General features: G+C 53.4%; 19 protein-coding genes, 1 tRNA gene and 2 pseudogenes. 8 read left to right on the top strand and 14 right to left on the bottom strand.

Going from position 1 to position 23,427, the window contains the following annotated elements:
• Nucleotides 1-19: 19 nt before the first annotated feature.
• Nucleotides 20-541: pseudogene (locus tag U869_RS0125335) on the top strand (MFS transporter); the annotation flags it as partial.
• A 41-nt stretch (nt 542-582) separates the two neighbouring features.
• Here U869_RS0125335 and U869_RS0125330 read toward each other — a convergent pair.
• From U869_RS0125330 to U869_RS0125300, 7 genes are all read right to left on the bottom strand, one after another.
• Nucleotides 583-1,770, bottom strand: coding sequence for a sugar transporter (locus tag U869_RS0125330; protein WP_025123909.1), 1,188 nt, complete (start codon nt 1,768-1,770; stop codon nt 583-585).
• A gap of 389 nt (nt 1,771-2,159) precedes the next feature.
• Nucleotides 2,160-2,876: an ABC transporter ATP-binding protein gene (locus tag U869_RS0125325; RefSeq protein ID WP_025120585.1), complete on the bottom strand. Its 717-nt coding sequence runs from the start codon at nt 2,874-2,876 to the stop codon at nt 2,160-2,162.
• Nucleotides 2,873-3,748 (bottom strand): ABC transporter ATP-binding protein, encoded by an 876-nt coding sequence (locus tag U869_RS0125320; protein ID WP_025120584.1) that lies wholly within the window; start codon nt 3,746-3,748, stop codon nt 2,873-2,875. Before U869_RS0125320 ends, U869_RS0125325 begins: the two co-directional genes overlap by 4 nt.
• A complete protein-coding gene (livM, locus tag U869_RS0125315; protein WP_025120583.1) occupies nt 3,745-5,031 on the bottom strand; it encodes a high-affinity branched-chain amino acid ABC transporter permease LivM in 1,287 nt (428 codons plus the stop codon). Before livM ends, U869_RS0125320 begins: the two co-directional genes overlap by 4 nt.
• 8 nt (nt 5,032-5,039) lie before the next feature.
• On the bottom strand, nt 5,040-5,954 hold the full coding sequence (locus U869_RS0125310; protein WP_025120582.1) for a branched-chain amino acid ABC transporter permease: 915 nt from the start codon (nt 5,952-5,954) through the stop codon (nt 5,040-5,042).
• A gap of 105 nt (nt 5,955-6,059) precedes the next feature.
• Nucleotides 6,060-7,178: a branched-chain amino acid ABC transporter substrate-binding protein gene (locus tag U869_RS0125305; RefSeq protein WP_025120581.1), complete on the bottom strand. Its 1,119-nt coding sequence runs from the start codon at nt 7,176-7,178 to the stop codon at nt 6,060-6,062.
• Nucleotides 7,179-7,598: 420 nt separating this feature from the next.
• Nucleotides 7,599-8,015, bottom strand: a complete 417-nt coding sequence (locus tag U869_RS0125300) for a hypothetical protein (protein ID WP_157834765.1) — start codon at nt 8,013-8,015, stop codon at nt 7,599-7,601.
• A gap of 668 nt (nt 8,016-8,683) precedes the next feature.
• Here U869_RS0125300 and U869_RS0125290 point away from each other — a divergent pair.
• Nucleotides 8,684-8,759 (top strand) — tRNA-Asn (locus U869_RS0125290).
• A 240-nt stretch (nt 8,760-8,999) separates the two neighbouring features.
• A complete protein-coding gene (locus tag U869_RS0125285; RefSeq protein WP_025120579.1) occupies nt 9,000-9,944 on the top strand; it encodes a zinc-dependent alcohol dehydrogenase family protein in 945 nt (314 codons plus the stop codon).
• A gap of 216 nt (nt 9,945-10,160) precedes the next feature.
• Here the strand turns inward: U869_RS0125285 and U869_RS0125280 are convergent, their stop codons facing one another.
• The 6 genes and pseudogenes from U869_RS0125280 to U869_RS0125255 all read right to left on the bottom strand — a co-directional run bounded on the left by U869_RS0125280 (nt 10,161) and on the right by U869_RS0125255 (nt 17,079).
• A complete protein-coding gene (locus U869_RS0125280) occupies nt 10,161-10,838 on the bottom strand; it encodes an SDR family oxidoreductase (protein ID WP_025120578.1) in 678 nt (225 codons plus the stop codon).
• 30 nt (nt 10,839-10,868) lie between these two features.
• Nucleotides 10,869-12,350 (bottom strand): TolC family protein, encoded by a 1,482-nt coding sequence (locus U869_RS0125275; protein ID WP_025120577.1) that lies wholly within the window; start codon nt 12,348-12,350, stop codon nt 10,869-10,871.
• Nucleotides 12,347-14,214 (bottom strand): annotated as a pseudogene (locus tag U869_RS29695) (FUSC family protein). Before U869_RS29695 ends, U869_RS0125275 begins: the two are co-directional and overlap by 4 nt.
• Complete coding sequence (gene mdtN / locus U869_RS0125265; protein WP_025120576.1) at nt 14,198-15,247, bottom strand: multidrug transporter subunit MdtN; 1,050 nt, start codon at nt 15,245-15,247, stop codon at nt 14,198-14,200. Before mdtN ends, U869_RS29695 begins: the two are co-directional and overlap by 17 nt.
• Nucleotides 15,248-15,259: 12 nt before the next feature.
• Nucleotides 15,260-15,580 carry a YtcA family lipoprotein gene (locus tag U869_RS29690; protein ID WP_081795966.1) on the bottom strand — a complete coding sequence of 107 codons (321 nt, stop codon included), beginning with the start codon at nt 15,578-15,580 and terminating at the stop codon, nt 15,260-15,262.
• Between the two features lie 32 nt (nt 15,581-15,612).
• Nucleotides 15,613-17,079: an amidohydrolase family protein gene (locus U869_RS0125255; RefSeq protein ID WP_025120574.1), complete on the bottom strand. Its 1,467-nt coding sequence runs from the start codon at nt 17,077-17,079 to the stop codon at nt 15,613-15,615.
• Nucleotides 17,080-17,539: 460 nt separating this feature from the next.
• Here U869_RS0125255 and U869_RS0125250 point away from each other — a divergent pair, with 460 nt between their 5' ends.
• Both U869_RS0125250 and gadC read left to right on the top strand, forming a co-directional pair.
• The gene (locus U869_RS0125250; RefSeq protein WP_025120573.1) at nt 17,540-18,940 is read left to right on the top strand and encodes a glutamate decarboxylase; all 1,401 of its coding nucleotides are present in this window, start codon (nt 17,540-17,542) and stop codon (nt 18,938-18,940) included.
• A gap of 88 nt (nt 18,941-19,028) precedes the next feature.
• Nucleotides 19,029-20,567 carry a glutamate:gamma-aminobutyrate antiporter gene (gene gadC / locus U869_RS0125245; protein ID WP_025120572.1) on the top strand — a complete coding sequence of 513 codons (1,539 nt, stop codon included), beginning with the start codon at nt 19,029-19,031 and terminating at the stop codon, nt 20,565-20,567.
• Between the two features lie 46 nt (nt 20,568-20,613).
• Here gadC and U869_RS0125240 read toward each other — a convergent pair whose 3' ends face one another.
• The gene (locus U869_RS0125240; RefSeq protein WP_025120571.1) at nt 20,614-21,561 is read right to left on the bottom strand and encodes a LysR family transcriptional regulator; all 948 of its coding nucleotides are present in this window, start codon (nt 21,559-21,561) and stop codon (nt 20,614-20,616) included.
• A gap of 104 nt (nt 21,562-21,665) precedes the next feature.
• Between U869_RS0125240 and U869_RS0125235 the strand changes: the two genes are divergently transcribed.
• The 3 genes from U869_RS0125235 (at nt 21,666) to U869_RS30210 (ending at nt 23,322) form a co-directional block, all read left to right on the top strand.
• On the top strand, nt 21,666-22,409 hold the full coding sequence (locus tag U869_RS0125235; protein ID WP_025120570.1) for a DsbA family protein: 744 nt from the start codon (nt 21,666-21,668) through the stop codon (nt 22,407-22,409).
• Between the two features lie 43 nt (nt 22,410-22,452).
• Complete coding sequence (locus U869_RS0125230; RefSeq protein WP_025120569.1) at nt 22,453-22,761, top strand: monooxygenase; 309 nt, start codon at nt 22,453-22,455, stop codon at nt 22,759-22,761.
• Between the two features lie 69 nt (nt 22,762-22,830).
• The gene (locus tag U869_RS30210) at nt 22,831-23,322 is read left to right on the top strand and encodes a hypothetical protein (RefSeq protein WP_051590101.1); all 492 of its coding nucleotides are present in this window, start codon (nt 22,831-22,833) and stop codon (nt 23,320-23,322) included.
• The last annotated feature ends 105 nt before the right edge of the window (nt 23,323-23,427 follow it).

Raw genomic sequence — 23,427 nt, 5'->3', positions numbered from 1 at the left:
CACATTGAATACATGACCGTTTATTGCGCTTTGTTGTTTGGATATCATGGTCAGGGTGGTGTTGTGGTTTGTCGGCTATCAACATCTGGCAGTGTTGTTTCTCTTACTAGGGTTGAGCACCCTGTTTGTCATGATGAGCAACCTGTTCACCTCGGCCATGATTGTTGACACCATTGAATATGCTGAATATCACACCAATAAACGCTGCGCGGCCATCACTTTTTCCGGGCAAACCTTTACCGGGAAAATGTCGGTAGCCGTTGGTGGCGGATTGATTGGCGTCTATTTAACTCTGATTGACTATATTCCGCAGGCGGCAACGCAAACCGAAAGCGTCTTGCAGGGATTGTTCTTTGGTATCAGCCTGTTACCTGCCATCGGCTCAGCTATCCGTATCGGTTTCATCTGGTTTTTTGATTTTACCGAGGATAAACACGCGCAAATCAGCCAGTTACTGGCCGAACGCCATGCGGCGCAACGGACAGATAGTCAACAGGTTGACGACGGGCAAAAAAGCCTTGAGCCAGCCAAGCAAAGTTAAGTGAATACGGAGTGGCCTGTTGATACAGGCCACACTCAAGATCATGCCCGATGCTGCTGGAAACGTTCGCTGCGGTAGAAACTCAAGATACACCAACCAAGCGCAATCAAAGCCAACGGCGCACCGACGAAACCAATGTTTGGCATCCCCAGATGCAGGCTGACCTGATTACCCAGCAACGCCCCACCACCGATACCAAAGTTATACAGACCGGAGAAGATCGCCATCGAGACGTCGGTCGCATCTGGCGCCAGGCTTAATACCTTCGCCTGCATCGAAAGGCCAATCGCCATGATGGCCATGCCCCAAATCACGCACAGCAAAGTCAGGGTCGTTTCATTACCGGAAGCGGGCAACAGCAATAACAGGCTGATAGCCAGCAAACCAATCGCGCCCATAAAGAAACCAGACGGAAAACGCTCACTGTAGCGGCTGAACAATAGGCTGCCGACAATGCCTGCCGCGCCAAACAGCAGCAGCATCAAGGTGGTAAAGTTGGCAGACAGCCCGGCGACGGTCTGGATAAACGGCTCGATGTAGCTGTAAGCGGTAAAGTGCGCCGTCACCACGATGATGGTCAACATATACAGGCTGACCAACTCCGGGCGTTTAAACAGCAGGGGAACGCTGGCCAGTGAACCGGAATGTTCGCTTTTCAGCACCGGTAACAAACGCCACAGCATCACCAACGCCAGGGTGGCGCACACGGCGATACCAATAAATGTCATACGCCAGCCCAACAATTGCCCCACCACCCGGCCTAACGGTAAGCCCAACACCATCGCCAACGCGGTTCCCCCCGCCAGCATACTCAGCGCCTGCGCCTTCTTGCCTGCAGGAGCGACACGAATGGCCAATGACGCGGTGATCGACCAGAATACCGAGTGCGCCAAGGCCACACCGGCACGCGAAATCACCAAGATGGTAAAGTTCCAGGCCACAGCGGTAAGCACATGGCTGGCAATAAACAGGATAAAAACCCCGATCAGCAGTTTACGCCGCTCGATCTTGCTGGTCAGCAGCATGCAGATCAGCGACATCGTGGCGACGATCCAGGCATAAATGGTGATGATCAGCCCCACCTGCTCGGTTTGCATCTCAAAGCTTTGGGCAATATCGCTCAATAACCCGACCGGGATAAATTCGGTGGTATTGAAGATAAAGGCCGAAATGGCCAAGACGACGACACGCATCCAGGCGGTCGAGCGGGAAGTGCTGATTTCATCCATTGTAAGGTGTTCCGGAACAGGGGCTGGCAGTAACGCCATTTTAACCAACCCCTAACCAGAATGCGACCTGCATCACACTTTTGTGGCGCTGTTTTTTTCAACAGTGGTTGCCCCTCACTCCAATCCTCTCCCAAAGGGAGAGGGGGCTGTGCAGTGTCGTATTCAGGAACAGAAGACTTACCTTAACAACTTGATGTATAAGAATAATATTGTAGTTATGATGCGGCGCGGGCGGTCCCCTCTCCCTTTTGGGAGAGGGGACTGTGCAGTGTTGTATTCAGGAACGGAAGACTTACTTTAACAACTTGATGTATAAGAATAATATTGTAGTTATGATGTGGCACAGGCGGTCCCCTCTCCCTTTGGGAGAGGGTTAGGGTGAGGGGGACTTACGCGCCCCCCAAATACGCCTTTCTCACCTCCTGATTGCTCAGCAGCTCCGCACCGCTGCCGCTCAGGCGGATTTGCCCATTGACCATCACATAGCCGCGATCGGATAGCTTCAGCGCATGGTTGGCGTTTTGCTCCACCAGGAAAATCGTCATGCCACTTTTGGTCAGCTCGCGCAGGATGCTGAATATCTGTTTGACGATGAGCGGCGCCAATCCCAGGCTCGGCTCATCCAACAGCAGCAGCTTGGGGCGACTCATCAGCGCACGGGCTATCGCCAGCATTTGCTGCTCACCACCGGACATGGTCATCGCGCGCTGGTTACGCCGCTCTTTCAGGCGTGGAAACAACTCATACATCCGCTGCATATCCTCAGCGGCATACTGGTTGCCGAGGGTGATGGTGCCCATCAGCAAGTTTTCCTCTACGGTCATGTCCGGGAAAATCCGCCGCCCTTCCGGGGCCTGCGCGATACCGCTGCTGGCCACAAAATGCGTCGAACGTTGGCTGATATCGGTCCCCTGAAACAGGATCTGACCACCGCTGATACGAGGTTGACCGAAGATCGACATCAACAAGGTGGATTTACCTGCTCCGTTGGCCCCAATCAACGCCACCGTTTCCCCTTGCCTGACCTGCAATGAAACCTGTTGCAGCGCCTGGATCGGGCCGTAATGCACATCAACCTCACGAAACTCCAGCATTACCTCACTCATCCTGCCAGCTCCTCTTCGTCTGCGCCCAGATAAGCGGCGATCACGCTGTCATTGTGTTGGATCTCCTGTGGCGTCCCCTCGGCGATCACGTTGCCGTGATCCAACACGATCACCCGGTCGGAAATCTCCATCACCATGCCCATATCATGTTCGATCAGCAGCACCGTAATGTCATGGTGCTGGCGCAGAAAACGGATGATCCGGCTCAGCGTGGCGGTTTCCACCGGATTTAGCCCGGCAGCGGGTTCGTCCAGGCAGATCATTTCCGGCGTGGTACACATTGCGCGGGCAATCTCCAGCCGCCGCTGCTGGCCATAGGACATCTCCCCCGCCAGCCGGTTGGCGCAGTCCACCAACTCGACCACTTCCAACCAGTAAAAGGCGCGATCCAACGCATCATTCTCTGCCCGCCGATAGGCTGGCGTATTGAGCACGCCAGCAATCAGGTTGCGGTTGCTCAACCGGTGTTGCGCCACCAGCAAGTTCTCCACTACCGACATTTCGCGGAACAGGCGGATATTCTGGAAGGTGCGGGCCAGCCCGGCACGGTTCACCAGGTGGGTGCCACCAAACATCTTGTAGTACAGGCGTGACCCCAGCTGCGCGGGGTTGATCCAATCCCCTGCGCGGAATTTCTGCCCCAGAATACGGATCACATCGATGGGCCGTTTGTGAGTATTGAGCAGGATCGCCCCACCGCTGGCGCGGTAAAACCCCGTCAGACAGTTGAATACCGTGGTTTTCCCCGCGCCGTTCGGGCCAATCAACGCGGTGATCGAGCCACGCTCCACTTCCAGGTTCACATCGTTCAGCGCCTTGATGCCGCCGAAGTGCATCATCAAATGTTCAACGCGCAAAATGGCATCGCTCATGGTGCAACCCCCTTGCGTGGCGTAAAGCTGGTACGGCTGATACGCACCAGACCGCGTGGCCGCCAGATCATCATCAACACCATCAGCACGCCAAACAGCAATACCCGGTATTCGGCAAAGCTACGCAGCAGCTCCGGGGCCACCGTCAGTACAAAAGCGGCCAGCACGACGCCGATGGTCGATCCCATACCTCCTAACACCACGATCGCCAGGATCAGGGCCGATTCGAAGAAGGTAAACGAAGTCGGATTGACGAACCCTTGGTAGGTGGCAAAGAACACTCCAGCAATACCCGCAGTAGAAGCCCCCATCATAAACGCTGAGAGTTTGACCAACACATGATTAAGCCCAAGCGAACGGCAGGCGATTTCATCTTCACGCAATGCCTCCCACGCTCGCCCTATTGGCATATGCGTCAAGCGGTGTTTGACGAACAGCACCAGCAACACCACCAGGCACAATACGGAGTAGATAAAAATAAACTTCAGGTTGGGGTTGTAGGTCATGCCAAGAAACTCGTGGATCGGTATCCCCCCTTCCTTCGCCCGACGACCAAACTCCAGGCCGAACAAGGTCGGTGCGGGGACCGAAACGCCGTTTGGCCCACCGGTCAACGACACCCAGTTATTCAGCACCAAGCGGATGATTTCACCAAAACCCAGAGTAACAATCGCCAGATAGTCACCGTGCATACGCAGCACCGGGAACCCCAGCAATGCACCAGCTAGCGCCGCCATTAGCGCCCCCAGCGGCAACATCGCCCAGAAACCCAGACCGAGATATTGATAGCCAAGCGCCAGGCCATAGGCCCCTATGGCATAAAACGCCACGTAACCCAGATCGAGCAACCCTGCCAGCCCCACCACAATGTTTAATCCCAGCCCCAACAGCACATAAATCAGGCCGAGGATCGCCACGGTCAGCAGGTATTTGGTCGCCATAAACGGGAACAGTAATGCCAATACCGCCAACAGCGGCAGGATCCAGCGTAGACTGGTTCTGGCACCAACTGGCCGAACATAAACCCCGTCATTGCCGCCCTCAAAACGCGCCGATACCTTGCGCCCCAGCGACGTTTGCAAAAACAGGCTAAGCAGCAAGCGCCCCGCCATGACCACCGCAATAATCAACACCAGGCGGCGTGGCTCAAAGTTGAAACTGTAGCCGTCCAGCACGATGCCAACGATCGGGCCGAATACAATCAGCGCGATCAGGCCCGCCAGAACGGCATCCAACAGGCTGCGTTTAATACTCAGCCCTTGATGAACTGTGGATTGAGACATAGTTTCCCTCACACCTTAGCGACCATTGGCCGCCCCAGCAGGCCCTGAGGGCGGAAAATCAGGATCACCACCAGCAGACCGAATGAAAACACATCCTTGTAATCCGAGTTCACCATGCCGGCAAACTGTGCCTCTGCCACGCCAAGCAGCAAGCCACCGAGCATCGCACCAGGCAATGAGCCAATCCCCCCTAGCACCGCGGCGGTGAAGGCTTTGACGCCAATAATAAAGCCCACGTAAAAATCGAAGGTGCCGTAGTTCATGGTGACCAGCACCCCGGCCAGCCCGGCCATCGCCGCACCAATCACAAACACCAGCGAGATCACCCGGTCGGTATTGATGCCGAGTATCGACGCCATCTTGCGATCTTGTTGGGTCGCCCGGCAGATACGCCCCAGACGAGTGCGTTGGATCACGTAGGTAAACACCGCCATGCCCACTAGCGCGGCCACCAGAATAAACACCTTGGTGTAGGTGATCTGGATCGTCCCGCCATCAAAGTTAAGACGAAAAACCCCGTCCAGTAAGGTTGGGATCCCCTGCTGGCGTGGCCCTTGGCTGATCTGCGCATAGTTTTGCAGTATCAGCGACATGCCGATGGCGGAAATCAGCGGAGCCAGACGCGTGGAATTACGCAGCGGTTTATAAGCAATACGTTCGATCACCCAGCCATAAACGCTGGTGACCACGATGGTGAAGACCAGTGTGCCCAGAATCAACAGCGGGAAAGAGTGCAGGCCAAAGAAAGAGAGTAGCGCCAGGCCAATCGCGCACAGGTAGGCAGAAATCATATACACCTCGCCGTGGGCGAAGTTGATCATGCCAATGATGCCGTACACCATGGTATAGCCGATGGCGATCAGGCCATACACCGCGCCAAGGGTCAGGCCGTTAATCAGCTGTTGCAGGAAGAATACATCCATAATAAGCAATCTCACCTGATGGGCGGGCCGCAAGTTCAGCACCACGCGGCCCAAAGGGGATTTAGGAACGGATCCGCCGCACGCTCGGATCCGTTGATCTTTACATCACAGCTGGTGATATTTGCCTTTGTCATCCCATTGGTAGACCACGTAGTCTGATACTTTCAGGTCACCTTTTTTATCCCAGGCTTTCTTACCCATCACGGTATCCACATCGTGAGACTTCAGCCACTCGCTGGCCTTGGCGCTGTCTTTCCCCCCGGTAGCGTTGAACGCCGCAGCGATAGCCTGGATCGAGGCGTAGGAGTACAGCGTGTAGCCTTCCGGCTCAAACCCGCTGGCGCGGAACTTGGCGATCACCGCTTTCCCTTCAGGGATCTGGCGGGGATCGTTACCGAAGGTCATCAGTACGCCCTTGGTATACTGTGGCCCACCGGCCGCCGTGACCAGTTCCTCGGTGACAATACAGTCGCCGGAGAAGAATTTGGCTTGCACACCCTGCTCACGCATCTGGCGTACCAGCGGACCCGCCTCTGGGTGGCAACCGCCGAAGTAGACCACGTCTGGATTAACCGAAGCGATTTTGGTCACCAGGGCGTTAAAGTCTTTCTCACCGCGTGACAGCCCTTCGTACATCACTTCCTTCACGCCACGTTTATTCATCTCTGCCTTGGCGGCGTCAGCCAGCCCTTGACCATAGGTGTCTTTATCGTGGATGACGGCAATCTTTTTCGCTTTCAGGGTATCGAGCATGTAGTTGGTGGCAATCACCCCTTGCTGATCGTCACGGCCACACATACGGAACATATTATTCATGCCACGTTCGGTAATTTGCGGGTTAGTCGATCCGGGCGTGATGGCAATGATCCCCGCCTCGTCATACACCTCGGAAGCAGGCATGGTAGAAGATGAGCAGAAGTGCCCGACCACGGCGGCAACATGATCCTGATCGACCAGGCGGTTGGCGACTGACACCGCCTGCTTCGGTTCACAGGCATCATCGCCTTGTACCAGTTTGATTTTTTCCCCTTTAATCCCTCCGGCCGCATTGATATCGGCGGCAGCCTGCGAGGCCCCACGCCAGTATTGATCCCCATAGGTGGCATTAGGGCCAGAGAATGGCCCGGCAACGCCGATCACGATATCGGCATGAGCGGAAAAAGCCGTACTAAAACAACCAATAAGCAGAGCAGCAAGCGGGGTTTTTATCACTCTCAATGACATTTTGCATTCCTCAGCACTGTTTTAGCGAAACACCTTAAGCCCGGTCGGTTGCAGATCGCAGGACGGCGGGTATCGACGTGGTGGAGCTGTCACTTTATGTGTAGTCGGGGAAAATAATTTGCGCGAGAGCGCAACCGATTTACCCGCATTTAACTAAGCAAAAATCTAGCCATTGTGACGGCGCATACAAAAATCGCCCCGATTTGCTGACGATCTCAGCCGGAAAATGAGGATGGTCACTGGTTTTAGCAGGCAAAAAGCTTCTGAGAGGAATGAAGAGAGTTTTCTTGCGGGCCATAGACGCACTTTATTGGTGCATATGCGGTGCTCTTTCGATGAACAGAAAACAAAAACGCCCCCCGAAGAGAGCGTTCTGTAACTAAACCTTGTATTCCCGGAACATCTGAATAGGGAGTAGAGTTAAGAACCTACCACGCGCGCGATCAAGGCGTTGGTCAGGTCAGTGCTAATAGCGTTACAGGTTTTAGCGATACGGAACTGGTAACCGGCATCCATGATTTGATGGATTGCAGGACTGACGTTGTCACGAACGCGCATATAAAGCTTGGCCTGCGTCACGATATCGTTCAACTCTACGCTACGGGTTTGATACAACCGCGGGCTAACCTGTTGCAGAGCGTTCAGCTCTTTCATGCATGGGTACATGATGTCATCGGTACCGACGGAAGCCATCGGTGGAGTTGGCTGCGTAACGGTAGCGCTAGGTGTGACTGGTGTTGGAGCAGGTACACCGGCAGCGGTTGTCGGTTTGGTTTTCGCAGTCTGGCACCCTGCCAGCAACACACACAATGTGGCGATTGCGATTGTTTTTTTCATTGCTAAAAAACTCCGGGAAACAAAGGAACGGCGTGGTTTACCGTGACAAAAATGGCTTGGCGTAGCATAGAGTAATAAAGCAAGCATTGACAAGCGCCGTGCTGGCCTGAATACCCCTCTCAGCATAGATTGTCCACTAGAGTAACATAGATTAATCTTAAAAAAAATCGCTCACAACTCACATGGCCATCATATATAATTGATTAATATCAATTTTTAAAGAAACAACAGGCCAAAAACATGAGAGATAAAAAAACCAATAGCGATCACAAATTGGTGAAAAATAGGAAAATAATTTTGTCTTTCATGATGGGCCTTATCCCGACAGATGGCACTAAGCTCTTTCCTGATGAGTTTATAATCGATGATCGAGACTTTACTGAGATCATTTAACGATAGAGTGACTTAAGGTTCTGTCATTACCGGCAAAAGCTGGCTATAGCCAGATGGTTTACTGCAATCGGTCGGTGTACCACTTAAATTTGGACTACAGGCATTCTTTAAGTGCTCATATTGTTGATGCGCTGCATGCTGCGACGTTGATTGCCAAAGCAAAGTGCCGAAAAACGAGCCAATCTGCTCAATCTGGCAGCAAACGCACTTTTTCCTCACTTTAGTGCTTTGACAAACCTAAAACGCCTCGCTATTATTCGCCTCGTTCACACGATTCCTCTGTAGTTCAGTCGGTAGAACGGCGGACTGTTAATCCGTATGTCACTGGTTCGAGTCCAGTCAGAGGAGCCATATTAAAGACGCCTGCTTAAGGAAACTTGAGCGGGCGTTTTGCTTTTTAGCGCGGCCTCAGCAACCCACACTCTTCCCTGCTCAATTCCGGAATGCGCCTGCGAGGTGGTTAACCATCTTGACAAGAAAACTCTACAGCCTGCTTCTTACTGCATTACAAGCAGACTGACTGGTAGTTGGCCACCAGTCATCCGCTATACTACTTGGCTTTGTCGTTGCTCAAGCGGGAGGGGATTAAGAATGAATAATATAGCCATCTGGTACCGTTATTTCGGCATTCCGGAGCAAACGCTTGAACTAGAAACGGCTCCAGTGGGATTACTTACACCCGGGTTCATGCGGGTCAGAATGCAATTTTCTCCCATGAATGCCTCCGATCTGACCCCTATCACTGGGGCATACGGGCATCGTGTTGTACCGCCGTTGGTGGCTGGGTATGAAGGTGTGGGTGAGGTCATCGCTGCACCGGAATCATGGTCTCATCTGGTGGGGAAACGTGTTTTGCCGCTCCGGGGACAAGGAACATGGCAGTCTTTTGTTGATTGCCGATCTGAGTTTGCCATTCCGGTGTCTGACTGGATCCCTAGTGATCTGGCAGCACGAGCTTATATTAATCCTGTGGCTGCGCTGATGATGCTTCGATTATACGTACCTGAAGGTAAGCGTGTTCTCCTTACTGCCGCAGGTTCTGACTGTGGACTTCTTCTGGGACAGTGGGCGATACGGTTAGGAGCGAGATCAGTGACAGGTATTCATCGTTCAACGGCCCATGCCACCAGACTGGCCGCATGTGGTATCACATCTGTCAGCCAAAAAGACGCCGGAGCCATCAGACGTTTCGCCTCTGAATCCGATCTTGTTTTCGACGCCACGGGGGGAGAACTGGCCACAGCGATCCTGCAACAACTTCCTGAGTCATCCACGTTTGTTTGTTACGGCTTGTTATCCGGTATCCCTTTCAAGCAGCAACATCCCCGACCGTTAGTCCGTTGGTTCCATCTTCGCAATTATCTAGATGGCCTAAACAGTCGGCAATGGCATTCTCTGTTTTCTGAAATCTGGCCATTACTGAATACCAGCATGTACAGTGATTCTGTTCGGTATCCGGTTACTTCATGGAAGGAAGCAATATGCTTCTATCGTGAACCCGGACGTTCGGCTAAGCCGTTACTGGTGATGAATTGAATATTCAGGCAGAACAGCCTGAAGGGCACTCATTCCCGGTTTACCAGATGATTAATACACCGTGATGTTTGCAACGCCCGCTTCTGGCACTAAACTGACGCTCAGCTCTGATTGGACTGAGAAAGCTGCCAGATTAAGTACGAATCAAAACACCTAAGAGCGCCGCATGCTGCGCCCAAACTCACAATCATCACAATAAATGATTTAAGCCCCCCGCTACCAACATAATACCTTACCCGAATAGTCAATAAAGCGGTGCCCACCTTTACCGCGCCAGACCAGAACCTGGTTCACAATCCCAGAACAACTTTCTTCGACAGTCAGCGGGGCATTCACACCGCCCATATCCGTCTGTACCCAGCCCGGATGCACCGACAGTAAAGTCAGCTCCCGCTGCTCGGCGGTGTCATGCAATCCACGGGTTAGCATATTCATTGCGGCCTTGCTGGCGGCATACAACGGATAGGTCGCAGCGGCGTTCTCATTTAAACTGCTTAACTCTGACGTCATCAACGCCATCACACCGATTTTCGGTTTAACCAGCGGTATTAGCGCTGCCGCACAGCGGACCGGGGAAAAGGCATTTGTCATAAACAGTTCAACCAGCTCATCATCGTTCACCAAGGCAATGTCCTGATGGTCTGGCCCATAAACACCTGCGTTGATAAAGATAAGATCGAACTGTTGCGACAACAGCCTTTCTTTCAAAGCGGTCCTTTCAGCCTGATGATTGATATCCAACTTCAGCCATTGCGTGTCAGCAGGACTATCGACAGGCACTGCACCGCGACAGGTTGCAACCACCTGCCAGCCCTGTATGGATAGCTGCCTGACAATGCCTAAACCTATTCCGCGTGACGCACCGATGATCAGTGCCGAGAATGGAGATGCCATGATTTTTTCCTTAAGTTCGCTAACCCTGAATTACTCCGACTCAACATGAGTCATCCTGCCCATAACAAAGGCCAGATTAGCCGCCGCAATCAATGCAGCGGCATGAGCATCGGTACTCATCTGTTGCGCATAGAGCAGGCCATTAGCTGCCTCATTGGCCACGGTGATGGTCCCTACCCCGTTCCGATAAGATTCCAGCGCGGCGTCGTAGGTAATAAACGCCGTTTTTACCAGGTTCAATGCTGCCTGGTTGGCTTCTAACGCGGATTGCAACGTATCAGCAGCCACTATGATTTCTCGAACCGCCGCCTCCTGCGTCTTTTGGAAGGTCTCGTTTGCTACGGCAGCGCGTGATTCGGCCTCTTTTACGCGGGCGGCCCGTAATCCGCCATCGTAAAGCGGTACGCTAACGCCCAGGATAATGCTGGAGGAGGAAGTTTGCGGGCCAATCGGTGGCAATCCCTGCATATCAAAGCGTCCATCTCCCCCCGCGATCGCACTGGCCAGGTAGACCTTCGGCAAAAAGTCCGCCTCTGCCGCCTTGATACCTGCGGTGGCGGCCTGAGCTGTGGCATAAGTTGCCAGCACATCTGGCCGCTGGGACAGCGCCAGCTTAATCATCTGTTGGGTTGGCGCACTGGCCGTCTGTGGCAGGGATTTATCTTCTGCATAGCCAACTTTGATTTGTGATGAAGCAGAGATGCCCATGGCTGCCAGCAAGGCCTGCCATGCATCACGTTCCGTACCCTGCGCCACAACGCGATTCAGTTCCGACTGCGCGACCTGCTGGCGGGCCTGTGCCACTTCCACCGTGGTCGCGACGCCATTTTTGTTTCGCGCCAGGGCAGCATCGAGAATTTTCTGGCTATTGCTCAGCGTCTCCTGCGCTATTTTGCGGCGTGATTGCGCTGCACCATATTGGTAATAGCTGCGCGTGACATCATAGATAATCTTTTGATGCATACCGTTAAACGCCACGTTGGCGGCATAGGATGTGTGCTTGGCCGCCTGTTGCAAGGCATTGCGCTGGCCAAAATCGAAGATTAACCACTGCAACGCCAGCGCAGGAACTACGGCACTGCCGGAGGTGTCCAGATCGTGTTGGTCGCCGATATCATAAGGTAACGGCGTTCGCGTGCTTTGATAGCCACCGATCACGCTGGCTGAAATCATCGGCAGAAAAGTCGCTTCGGCCATACCCACGCCCAGAGCTGCCTGCCGCGCCTGCTGCCAGGCAATGCGGGTATCGGGGTTTTGCATCTGGGCGATGTTGATAAGCTCTGGTAACTGGTAGGTCTGCTGCTGGTTGATCGCAGGTGGTGCTGGGAGTTCCGCCACCGCCGGGTTGGCCGGAATCACAAATTCATTACTGCGGATACCGTCTGGTGACCAGGGAGACGAAGGGCTCACCGGAGCCAACTCCAACGAGTCCGTGGCACAACCAGCTAATAAAAACAGCACCGCCACAGTGCCAAGCGTTGTAAGTTTGCAGGTCTTGGTACGCGGCTTCATCCCAGAAGTTCCTCAAGTCGTGTGATACTTTTTTGCATCTCAAGTTCAACCGGCAATGCTGCTGCCCGAGTGTCCCCTGCTGGTTTCAAGGGGCTAACAGCCCTTTCACCTGAGGAGAGTTGGTTAAGTCGCTCCACATCGGAGGCGTTTTTTTCAAAGGGTAAAAACAGCGCCGGGCAGAGGTTTTCCATTTCACCAAGGATGTCCTGCAAACGCCGGTACTCTTCAGGGGACGGGCGTAGCGAGCTTGGCTCAAAAGGCACCAGCCTTAGCGCCTCCCGCGCCTGAGTGAGTTCTTCTTCAACCGCTGCCGCCTGCCTTATCGCTGCTGGCGAGTCAGTTGGCGACAGCGCGGCCAGGCTGCTTAGCCCTGCGAGCAGGCTACGGATACGGGTGCGGACAAAATCGGCAATGGCGACGGGCCACAGATAAGTGAATATCAAATACACCACCAGATTCCCCAGCAGGATCCCGAGCACCCTGTCGAGCGCGACGCCCAAATCGGTACTCGGACTAAAGCCATGTAGCACGGTCAGTAAAAATGCCAGCCCGATTTGTATGCCCGCATAGGCAATGCGCTCATTTCCACTCGATACCCAGGCACTGAGCAGCAATGCGCCGAACACCAGCACCATTAACTGGCCGATATCGGTCAGCGACGGGACAATAAAAATCAACGAAAGCACGCCCATCAATGCGCCTATCAAACAGCCCACGATGCGCAACGTCAGTTTGTGTACCGTCTCCCCCGCGGTGCCGAGTGCGGCCACATAACAGGTGATCATGGCGGTGTGAATGTCCTGCCAGTCCAGTGCGGTATAGACGAGATAACAGATAACGCTGGCGGCGGTGGTCTTTAAGGCAAACTGCTGGTGAACCGGATTGGTAAAGGCGTCGGCGGCAAAAAACGAGGCTTTTGGAGCGCTGCTGTCTGGCGTGCCATCTGGCGTAGCAAGTTGCACCAATGCGCGGGTGATTTCATCATTTTCCCCACGTTGGTTAAACGCGGGTGTTGCAAGCGCCTGCCCTGTGAAATGGCCTGGGCGGCACAATGGCACCAGTCCGCCTGCTCTGACGCCGGTGTGGTTTTATTGAGGGCTGAAATGACCAACAGCAACCGATAGCTACCGTTGACAGCAGCGGTTAACCAGGCGGCTTCTGCGGCAGGGCGCAGATGGAAAATACGCACCAGCATAGCGCGCTGTTGATGTTCGCTCTGTCCTTCCCGGATTAACTCCGCCACTTTACGCAGGTTGACGGCATCCGGCTGACGTAATGCCGCACCAGCAACCTCTAAACGTTCCGCCAGGCTCGCGCGTAACAATTTCCAGGGTGGCCCCCCGATAAAGAGATTAAAAGCCACCAACAGCAGCATCGGTGTCGCAGCCATCAGCCAGGCATACAGCACCGCACGTACCGCTAACTCACCATTCGGAGCATCGCCAAGCAGCGACATGATAAAAGCGATCACCAACGCAATAATGCTGCCCACCGGCCCGAGCTTGCTCGCCGAGCCTAGCCAGAGAAAGGCGAAAGAGCTAAGCACCAGCACCGCCATGCGCAACGGCGCAGACTCCAGCGTATAGGGCAGGATCAGCAAGATCAGCCCCACCACTACGGAAACCAGCAGGGTTACCGCAATGCCCATCGCCATACTTTCGGCAGCGTCTGGCTTCATCACGAACAAAATCAGATAGCAGCTAATCGCTGATTCTGGAATGCCATACTGCATGGCAACCAGCGTCATTAGCGCGCACAGAGCACCGACCCGCCAGGCCATCGCCAATCGGCCAGGGAAGTAGGCCAAGTCGCGCCTGACCTGGCGCAGCATTCTGCCCCAAGAACCGTCAGCAACCATGGTCATCACGTATTATCGCCACCGCGCTGGCACCAATTCGCATCAACTCCGCTGGAGGATCTTGCAAGATGATCCGCACTGGGAAGCGCTGTTCAACCCGCACCCAGTTCAGCGATTTCGGCACATAAGGCAGATTACGTGGAATGTTAAACAGATCCTCGGAACTTATCCCCCAGCCAATACCTTCTACTTTGCCTTGAAGCGCACGTTGACGATCGGCCATGACATAGACCGTGGCGCAGTCCCCCGGTTTAATGTGTGCCAACTCCGTTTCGCGAAACAGCGCCGTAGCGTGCCAGCGTTCACTATTAATCAGCGTAAATACCGCCTGATCCGGGATCACGTATTCCCCCGCAGAAACGTTAAGCCCAACCACCAAGCCATCGTGCGGTGCTCGTATCTGAGTATTTTCCAGCTCTTTTTCAGCGATAGCCAGTGCGGCGCGACGCGCGCTGAGCAAAGCCTCAGACTCCGCAGCGCTGCTGATTAAAGCCTGCGAAGCGACGGTTTGCTTCAGTGCCTGTTTCAGGCTGATTTCCGCATCGTGTTTGGCGGTTTGAGCATCGTCAACCTGTTGGGCAGTGACATAACCTTTGCCCAACAGTGGCTGAATACGCGCCAGCGTCTGGGAGGCAAGCTTGAGGTTAGCCCGCGCCCGGTTGACCTGCTCATCGGTGATCGCCGCATTAGACTGTTCTGCGATCATCGTACGGTGCTGCGTATCCCAGGCAGCTTGCGCCATTTGCAGTTCTGCCCGTGCCTGCTCGACCCGCAAACGGTACAACGTGGGATCGAGAGTGAACATCACCTCGCCCCGTTTGGCCTTGCCGTTCTCTGCCACATTAATTGACTGGATACGCCCAGGTACGGAGCTGCTGACATTCACCACGTTGGCACCGATGACCGTATCTTCCGACGTGGGGTTTAACGAATGATGACGCAGCGACAGCCACCCTGAAATAGCGGCAGCTATAACGATAACTCCCGCGATGACGATCGCTATCCGGCGTTTATTGCCCTGTGGTTTTAACTGGTTCATTTTTTAGCGCACTTAAAATAATAGCGATGACATAAATGCTACGGCGAGTGCCAGGCACGTATAGACGAATAATCGCCACGGCAGGACTTCGTCAATTCCCGCCAAAATCAGCAGCACCCGAGCCACTATCGCAACAATAATCCCAATCCCTGCGCAGGCTAGCCAGGAAGGGAAATAGGAACCGAACAAAGAGAAGGCTGGCGCACCAAAGTCACGACAGCCGATGAGGCCAAAGGTGCTTGCCAGTAGTAAAGCCAACGCCCCATAACGCCTGATCCCCGCACGAAAAAAAACAGGCCTCTGGCGCTGACAAAAGGTGTTTGCGCTTGCCATTTTATCTCCCAAAACCGCAATGCGGTGTGATGCTAAACTGCACTGTTTTTCAGCGTATTTTTATAGATTTGCCCATTCTTCATGATCATCTGGAACGCCCCTTCGGGCTTGGCGATCAATTGAATATCCATTAGCGGATCGCCATCGACAATAATCATATCCGCCAGAGCCCCTGCTTCAATTACCCCCAACTTCTCGGGATAGGGATTGCGCGGGCCGGAAAGCGCGCAGAGCTCGGCATTCACGCTGGTTGCCATCTTCAGAATTTCGAGAGGCGTGTACCAGCGGATCAGCTTGGAGAGTTGAGCCCCCTGGCGCGTAGCAAGCCGGGCATCGAACAGCGTGTCGGTTCCCCAAGCGGTTTTAATCTGGTGCTTTTTCGCTAATTGGTAAGCGTTATCCGTCCCGGCGGACATCACCAGTTGCTTGGCGCGTGAGGCCGGATTAGCCATCGGTACGGCATCCTCGTCGTCCAGGAAGGGTTGCAGGCACCACCACAGGTTTTGTTGCGCCATTAACTCCACGGTCTGCTCATCCACCAGTTGACCATGTTCAATACATTTCACCCCACCTTTGATTGCCATGGTAACGGCACGGGCGGTATAGGCGTGAACGGTCACGTAGGTCCCCCAATTTTCCGCAGCGGTCACCGCAGCCTGGATTTCTGGCACGGAACCTTCGGTCACGTCGATGCCATCATAGAGTGAAGCGACACCACCACCGGCCATAAATTTGATCTGGGAAGCGCCCCTCATCAGTTGCTCCCTGGCGCGCAGCAATACCTGATCGGCACCATCGGCAATGGCGGTTATTCCCACCCGCTCGATATAGCTCAGGGAGTCTCCAGGGGCGCGTGGAACATCGCTGAGCATGCGAAAATCCCCGTGGCCGCCGGTCTGGGAAATGAAGGCTCCAGACGGATAAATGCGCGGGCCCACCGTAATCTGTTCGTCAATCGCGCGTTTCAGGCCAAATACCGGCCCGCCCATATCGCGAACCGTGGTGAACCCACGCAACAGCGTGGCCTGCGCTTCGGCAATCGCCAGCGCCTGGATATAGTTAAAATCGGCGGTCATCGCCGTCATCATGGAAGGGCGAGCCATGATGGCATGCCAGTGTGCGTCAATCAGGCCGGGCATCAGTACGCCGCCATTACCATCTATCAGCGTTGCCTCTGGCGGCAGAGGCGTATCCGCGGGTTCGATTGATTTGATTTTGTTGCCTTCAACGATGACCTGTAACCCTTCGCGCAACTGGTCAGAAACACCGTCAAAAATGCGTACGTTGATAAAGGCTTTCAGCTGTGCCGCGCTGGCTGTTGCACTGGCATGCGGTGATTGCCCTGCCGGTATTGCCGCTGCGACCGTTGCTGACGTTATCGGTGGAGCTTTCGCTGCCTGACGGGTGAGCACCGTATTAATGCGTAAAAACGCCGGGCTATGGCAGAGGCAAGCCTCGGAATGTTCGCAGGCGGGCGGGTTCACGAGATTTAGCTGCATAAAACATCACTCCTGATCAAAATCACACCGATTTAACGGATAACTGCAGGTCTAGTTTAGAGTAATTGTAGAACGAAATCCTTACAATACGTTAATTTACAATAATTTCATATGCGGATGAACCAACCACTCGCCAGCAAAATTAAAAGCTATTTCTTGCTATTAAAAAGATAATTCCCATTAATAATGATTAACGCAACGAGAGTAAAGTCGACACCAGCATTCTCCCCTCCGTCATCACAAAAATTTATTAATTAAATATGTTGTTTATTTTCAATGATATAAACTGAAATACTGCCAAGCCCATGATTAACAAACAGCTTGTTTTAGAATGAATTTTATTTTTGCGACAACCTGTCCTAGACTTAAAATCAAGACCAAAAGCGGTTGCAACTCACAGGATGGCAGTTTGGCATGCTCCCGCCTAGCGTATTGAAAAATAAATATTATGAGGGTTGTCATGAGCAAAAATAGTCAATTAAATAACAGTAACGAAAATGATGATGTTTATTCCTCTATAGATCTGGCCCTATCTTTGCCGAAATCTGAATTTCCTGCCGAAGAACGTAATCCGCGCCACGTATTTAATGCTATTCGTGATGAGTTAATGCTGGATGGTAACTCAAGGCAAAACCTGGCGACATTCTGTCAGACCTGGGTTGATGACGAAATTCGTGATTTGATGGATCTCTCCATCGACAAGAACATGATTGATAAAGACGAGTACCCGCAAACGGCCGAAATTGAAGCTCGCTGCGTGCGTATGCTGGCCGACTTGTGGAAATCACCGTCGCCGGGCACCACACTGGGCTGTTCCACCATCGGTTCGTCAGAAGCGGCGATGTTGGGTGGGCTGGCGTTGAAATGGCAGTGGCGCAAAAAGCGTGCCGCGCAGGGTCTATCAACCGATAAGCCCAATATGATCTGCGGGCCAGTGCAAATTTGCTGGCACAAATTTGCCCGTTACTTCGATGTGGAACTGCGAGAGGTCCCGCTGGAAGGCGAACGGTTGATCATGACCCCAGAGGAAGTCCTGAAGCGAGTTGATGAAAACACCATTGGTGTCGTCCCCACCCTGGGCGTGACCTTTACCTGCCAGTATGAGCCCGTCAAAGCGGTCAGCGATGCGCTCGACAAGCTCCAGCAAGATACCGGGCTGGACATTCCCATCCATGTCGACGGTGCCAGTGGTGGCTTTCTCGCCCCATTCTGTGCCCCTGAAGTGGAATGGGATTTCCGCCTGCCGCGCGTAAAATCCATCAATACCTCAGGGCACAAATTCGGCTTGGCCCCTCTTGGTGCCGGTTGGGTGGTTTGGCGTGAAGCGGCGGATCTGCCAGAAGAACTTATTTTTAACGTCAACTATCTTGGCGGCAATATGCCTACCTTTGCGCTGAACTTCTCGCGCCCTGGAGGGCAGATTATCGCTCAATACTACAACTTCTTACGCCTTGGCCGCGAAGGCTACGCCAAAGTGCATAACGCCTGCTATGCCACGGCCCAGTATCTTGCAGATGAGATCGGCAAGCTCGGTCCCTTTGAAATCCTGTTTGATGGCGACAGCAGCAAAGGCATTCCGGCACTGGCCTGGAAGCTGAAGGCAGGTGCCAACATCGGTGGCTACACGCTGTATGACCTCGCCGACAAATTACGTTCGCGCGGCTGGCAAGTGCCAGCCTACTCCATGCCAGCTAATCGGGAAGATCTGGTGATCCAGCGTATTCTGGTTCGCCACGGGGTGAGTTTTGACCTGGGCTGTCTGTTGCTTGATGACCTGAAACGCGCACTCGAGCATTTCGAAAGTCATCCGGTGGTTAATCCCCTTTCAGAAGATGAAGCAGCCGGTTTCAACCACGGCTGACCCTGATCTGACATGTCAAGAGAGTGGCAAGCACCCACCACTCTCTTCACCATCAGAAGGCTTGTTCGCTTATTTCTGGAGACTTGTCATGGCTACCACACAAACACTAGCCGCGCCAAAACAACTCACGCTACTGGGTTTTTTTGCTATAACGGCGTCCATGGTAATGGCGGTTTACGAATACCCAACGTTTGCAACCTCCGGTTTTTCACTGATCTTTTTCCTGATTGTTGGCGGCTTTCTTTGGTTCATTCCAGTTGGGTTGTGTGCCGCCGAAATGGCGACGGTCGAAGGCTGGGAAGAGGGGGGAGTATTTACCTGGGTTTCTAAAACCCTTGGCGAGAGATGGGGTTTTGCTGCTATTTCGTTTGGCTATTTGCAAATCGCGATAGGCTTTATTCCTATGCTCTACTTTGTGTTGGGGGCACTGTCCTACATTCTTGCCTGGCCGGCGCTGAACAACGATCCACTGGTTAAAACCGTCGCCGCGCTGATTATTTTATGGGGCCTGGCCTTGACTCAGTTCGGTGGCACCAAAAATACCGCGCGCATCGCCAAGATTGGTTTTTTTGCCGGTATCCTGTTGCCAGCGGCAATTCTGGTGATCCTGGCCGTCAGCTATCTGCGCTCTGGTGCTCCCATTGCGATTGAAATGAATGCCGCCACCTTCTTCCCCGACTTCACCAGCATGAGCACCTTGGTAGTGTTTGTGGCCTTCATCCTGAGCTATATGGGGGTGGAAGCGTCTGCAACCCACGTCAATGAAATGAAGAACCCGGGTCGGGACTATCCGCTCGCCATGCTGCTGTTGATGGTTGCGGCGATCTGCCTGAGTTCAGTAGGAGGGCTGTCTATTGCCGCCGTGATACCCCATGAGCAAATCAACCTCTCTGCGGGCGTGATGCAAACCTTCACGGTACTGATCAATCACTTGGGTACGGGTCTTGAATGGGCGATCCGCGTCATCGCTGCGCTGTTACTGTTGGGCGTGCTGGCTGAGATCGCGGCATGGATAGTCGGCCCTTCCCGGGGGATGTTAGTAACGGCACAACAAGGGATCCTGCCTGCCCGCTTTGCCAAAATGAACCAGAATGGCGTACCGGTTGCGCTGGTGATTTCTCAGTTGATCATCACCTCGGTGGCACTGATTGTGCTAACCAATACCGGCGGCGGCAATAACATGTCGTTCCTGATTGCATTGGCGTTGACGGTGGTGATTTATCTCTGCAGCTATTTCCTGTTATTCCTGGCTTATATCCAACTGATCCGCAAACAGCCGAATAACAAACGCACCTTCAATATACCAGGAGGCAACGGGGTTAAAATTGCAGTGGCGGTCATTGGGTTGCTGACCTCTCTGGTGGCATTTGTCGTCTCCTTCTTCCCACCTTCCGGATTACCGGGTGGCGAATCTAACGACGTCTATGCCGGTTTACTGGTCGTTTGTTTCCTGGTGGTGCTGGCCATCCCGTTCATTATTTACGCAGTGCATAACAAAGCTGCTGGTGCGAAAAATATCACGCTGGTACCAATCAATACGGAAACGGCTCAGGAAGGGCATTTCTTCATCCATCCGAAGGCACGCAGCACGCACCACATCATTGTTGATGGCAAAAAACTTCACTGACCTGCGATTATGCGGTGGGGGTGTAGCAATACCCTCCACCGCTTTATTACTGGCGAGACCGTGGTGATTTTGCCAGCTCCAACGGTGTCATCGCCAACAGCGGATGGGTTTTCATCAGCTCGCATGACCAATCGACAAAGCTTCTCACCCGAACCGACAAATGCTTGCCCGTGGGGTAGATAATATGAATTGGCCGTGGCGCAAAGTGCCACTCGGGCAGCACCGGTTGCAAAAGGCCACGCTGCACATAATTTTCTACCGCGAAGGGGGCTCCAGAACAGATCCCCGCTCCAGCAAGGCAGGCACTGATGGCCACATCGGGATCTTCGACCAGCAAACTGCTGTTGCCTGACACCGCCATGCTCTGGTTTGCGGATTGAAGATGCCAGGTAAGCTGCGTACCGCGTTGAGTACCAAAACCACCAACCCATCGATGATGCTGAAGATCTGCAGGATGCTTGATAGACCGCGCCGAGCGCAGGTAAGCGGCTGAAGCATACAGGCCCATCTGCACATCGCAAACGTGCCTGGCCACCAGCGTCGAATCTTCCAGTATCCCGCCACGGATGGCACAATCGATACCTTCTTCGAATAAATTACTGATGCGATCGCTGCTGCCAAGCCGCACCACAATCCCCGGAAACCGAGCCTGAAAGTCATGCAGTCTGGGCGCGAGGATCCAGCGGGCAATCGAGGCCAAAGCCTCAATGCGGATCTTGCCGCTCGGCGTTGTCACTCCGCCAATGAGCCCTCCTTCCAACTCATCAATTTCCGCCAGAATTTGCTGGCAGCGCTCGAAATAGGCGCTGCCGTCCTCCGTCAGGCTCAGCGCCCGGGTGGTTCGATGTAACAGGCGCACGCTCAAGACGCGTTCAAGATCGCTGATACGCTGGGATATCCGCGCTTTGGGAAGCCCCATGGCGATCGCCGCACGGGTGAAACTCCCGGTTTCAACCACTTTGACAAAAGTGGCCATGGCTGCAAGTTTGTCCATTTGTTCACAAATATTGAACAGAGTTAGCTTTTATAGTCTATTTATTAATTTTCGCTGTCAAATATCATGGAGATCGCGATCTCACGGAGCCCGGAGTTTCCATCATGATGCAATGCGATCCCATAACCGGCAGTTGTCTGCTGCCTGATGAGCCCACTGCTACACAACGGCAGCCAACCGCTTCCAGCAATGTCGTTATTCGCTACGTCGGCGATCCGATGTGCTCCTGGTGCTGGGGCATTTCACCGGTGGTGAAGCAACTGGCTGAATTTTGCGATCAACGCGGCCTGAGTTTTATGATGACCACGGGCGGCTTGCGTGCTGGCGGTGGCGATGCCTGGAACTCGGCATTCAAAACCTTCCTGAGGGAAGAATGGAGCCATATCCAGGCGACAACCGGCCAGCCGTTTGGCTTCAGCCTGCTGGAACAAGCGCAATTCAACTACGATACCGAACCGGCCTGCCGGGCGGTAGTAACGGTCTCTCTGCTACTGGCAGATCGCGGGTTGCCTTCCGCGGCGGCTTTGGCGTTTCTGGCAGCAACTCAATATAAGTTCTATGTCCACGGACAAGACCCCAAAACCGAGTCGTTTTATCATGACATCTGCGAGCAGGTTGGCCTGCCCTTCGACGAGTTTTGCCAAACCTTTACCTCACAACGTGCCAGAGAGGCGGTAAACCAGGATTTTGTGCGCTGCCGCCAATGGGGGGTTCGCTCTTTCCCCACCTTGTTGCTGGAACAGCATGGGGAAATAGCTCTGCTCGCCACGGGTTACGTGACTGCCGAGACGTTGCTCAACCGCCTCAACGCTCAGTTACCCGAGGTTGCAGAACGCAGCACGGAATAGCCAGGTTTCCAACACCAACACCCACGACAAAAAGGATAACGACATGAGTGTCATTTTACAGATTGATTTCAGTTTTCCCGCCGATCAGCTTGGCGCAACTCTGTCCAAAAATGCAGTAACGCTGGCAGAAAGCATCAATCAGGAACCGGGTTTCATCTCAAAGATTTGGACTGAGAATGCGCTTACCGGCGAGGCGGGTGGGATTTACTTTTTCGAGAGCCGGGCGTTTGCCGAACAATATGCCGAACACCATGTGAAACGGGCCGAGGCGATGGGGGCTAAAGATATCCATTTGAAAATCTTTGACATCAACCTTCCGCTGACTAGAATCAACCATGGGCAATGCGAGTGATTTTGTGCTCCATATGTCGAGCAAACTGCCACCCCTTCCTACTTGAAGGGGTGATTATGGGCATTAATCATGGATAAGATAATGACATTTTCCCATTGCCTGCTTGCGATGGTGCTGGGCACAACCCTCTCTTTGGCCAACGCTGCGCCCCCCATCAAGCAGGAAGATGTTTCACAGAAACAGCAGGATTCCAATAACGAAGCGAGGGCTGAACCGCAAAGCTCAGGCTTTCCATCATCAGAGTCAAAAAGCACCGCTTTCGTCTATGCAACCTGTGAAGAAACGCATAAACCCAATGGGAAAGTGGAGGAAATCTACTGGACTCAAGGGGATGACAATCAACGAGTCACAACCAATGAGGTCAAACACTATGTCGATCTGAATTTGGTCGTCAGGACGACGGGTTATGCACGCGGGGATTGTATCAAGGTTCAACTTTCTTCTAACGAAGGTGACATCGCCGTTGGAATATCAAAGATAATTTTACTCGACAGGGTTGATGAGCATGGAGCCATCTATTTCAAGCAACCACTGAAAAACTTCACCTTGATCATTCAATAAGCAATGATAATAATGGGCAAGGTTTCGATTAGCACAGCTCACGATAAATCGAAGTTGCTCAGTTATGCCAATTTCCCGCAAGATGTTCGGAATACCACGCTGCAA

The sequence above is a fragment of the Serratia sp. H1w genome, from assembly GCF_000633355.1.
Taxonomy (GTDB): domain Bacteria; phylum Pseudomonadota; class Gammaproteobacteria; order Enterobacterales; family Enterobacteriaceae; genus Chania.
This window is presented reverse-complemented; position numbering and strand designations above follow the sequence as displayed.

What these genes read in the sequence shown, in the direction of transcription:
- U869_RS0125310 (WP_025120582.1), bottom strand. Translation starts at nt 5,954, where the DNA reads ATGGATGTATTCTTCCTGCAACAGCTGATTAACGGCCTGACCCTTGGC.
- U869_RS0125320 (WP_025120584.1), bottom strand. Translation starts at nt 3,748, where the DNA reads ATGAGCGATGCCATTTTGCGCGTTGAACATTTGATGATGCACTTCGGC.
- U869_RS0125275 (WP_025120577.1), bottom strand. Translation starts at nt 12,350, where the DNA reads ATGAAGCCGCGTACCAAGACCTGCAAACTTACAACGCTTGGCACTGTG.
- U869_RS30210 (WP_051590101.1), top strand. Translation starts at nt 22,831, where the DNA reads ATGGATAAGATAATGACATTTTCCCATTGCCTGCTTGCGATGGTGCTG.
- U869_RS0125300 (WP_157834765.1), bottom strand. Translation starts at nt 8,015, where the DNA reads ATGAAAAAAACAATCGCAATCGCCACATTGTGTGTGTTGCTGGCAGGG.
- mdtN (WP_025120576.1), bottom strand. Translation starts at nt 15,247, where the DNA reads ATGAACCAGTTAAAACCACAGGGCAATAAACGCCGGATAGCGATCGTC.
- U869_RS29690 (WP_081795966.1), bottom strand. Translation starts at nt 15,580, where the DNA reads ATGGCAAGCGCAAACACCTTTTGTCAGCGCCAGAGGCCTGTTTTTTTT.
- U869_RS0125255 (WP_025120574.1), bottom strand. Translation starts at nt 17,079, where the DNA reads ATGCAGCTAAATCTCGTGAACCCGCCCGCCTGCGAACATTCCGAGGCT.
- U869_RS0125305 (WP_025120581.1), bottom strand. Translation starts at nt 7,178, where the DNA reads ATGTCATTGAGAGTGATAAAAACCCCGCTTGCTGCTCTGCTTATTGGT.
- U869_RS0125330 (WP_025123909.1), bottom strand. Translation starts at nt 1,770, where the DNA reads ATGGATGAAATCAGCACTTCCCGCTCGACCGCCTGGATGCGTGTCGTC.
- U869_RS0125325 (WP_025120585.1), bottom strand. Translation starts at nt 2,876, where the DNA reads ATGAGTGAGGTAATGCTGGAGTTTCGTGAGGTTGATGTGCATTACGGC.
- livM (WP_025120583.1), bottom strand. Translation starts at nt 5,031, where the DNA reads ATGTCTCAATCCACAGTTCATCAAGGGCTGAGTATTAAACGCAGCCTG.
- U869_RS0125230 (WP_025120569.1), top strand. Translation starts at nt 22,453, where the DNA reads ATGAGTGTCATTTTACAGATTGATTTCAGTTTTCCCGCCGATCAGCTT.
- U869_RS0125280 (WP_025120578.1), bottom strand. Translation starts at nt 10,838, where the DNA reads ATGGCATCTCCATTCTCGGCACTGATCATCGGTGCGTCACGCGGAATA.
- U869_RS0125250 (WP_025120573.1), top strand. Translation starts at nt 17,540, where the DNA reads ATGAGCAAAAATAGTCAATTAAATAACAGTAACGAAAATGATGATGTT.
- gadC (WP_025120572.1), top strand. Translation starts at nt 19,029, where the DNA reads ATGGCTACCACACAAACACTAGCCGCGCCAAAACAACTCACGCTACTG.
- U869_RS0125240 (WP_025120571.1), bottom strand. Translation starts at nt 21,561, where the DNA reads ATGGACAAACTTGCAGCCATGGCCACTTTTGTCAAAGTGGTTGAAACC.
- U869_RS0125285 (WP_025120579.1), top strand. Translation starts at nt 9,000, where the DNA reads ATGAATAATATAGCCATCTGGTACCGTTATTTCGGCATTCCGGAGCAA.
- U869_RS0125235 (WP_025120570.1), top strand. Translation starts at nt 21,666, where the DNA reads ATGATGCAATGCGATCCCATAACCGGCAGTTGTCTGCTGCCTGATGAG.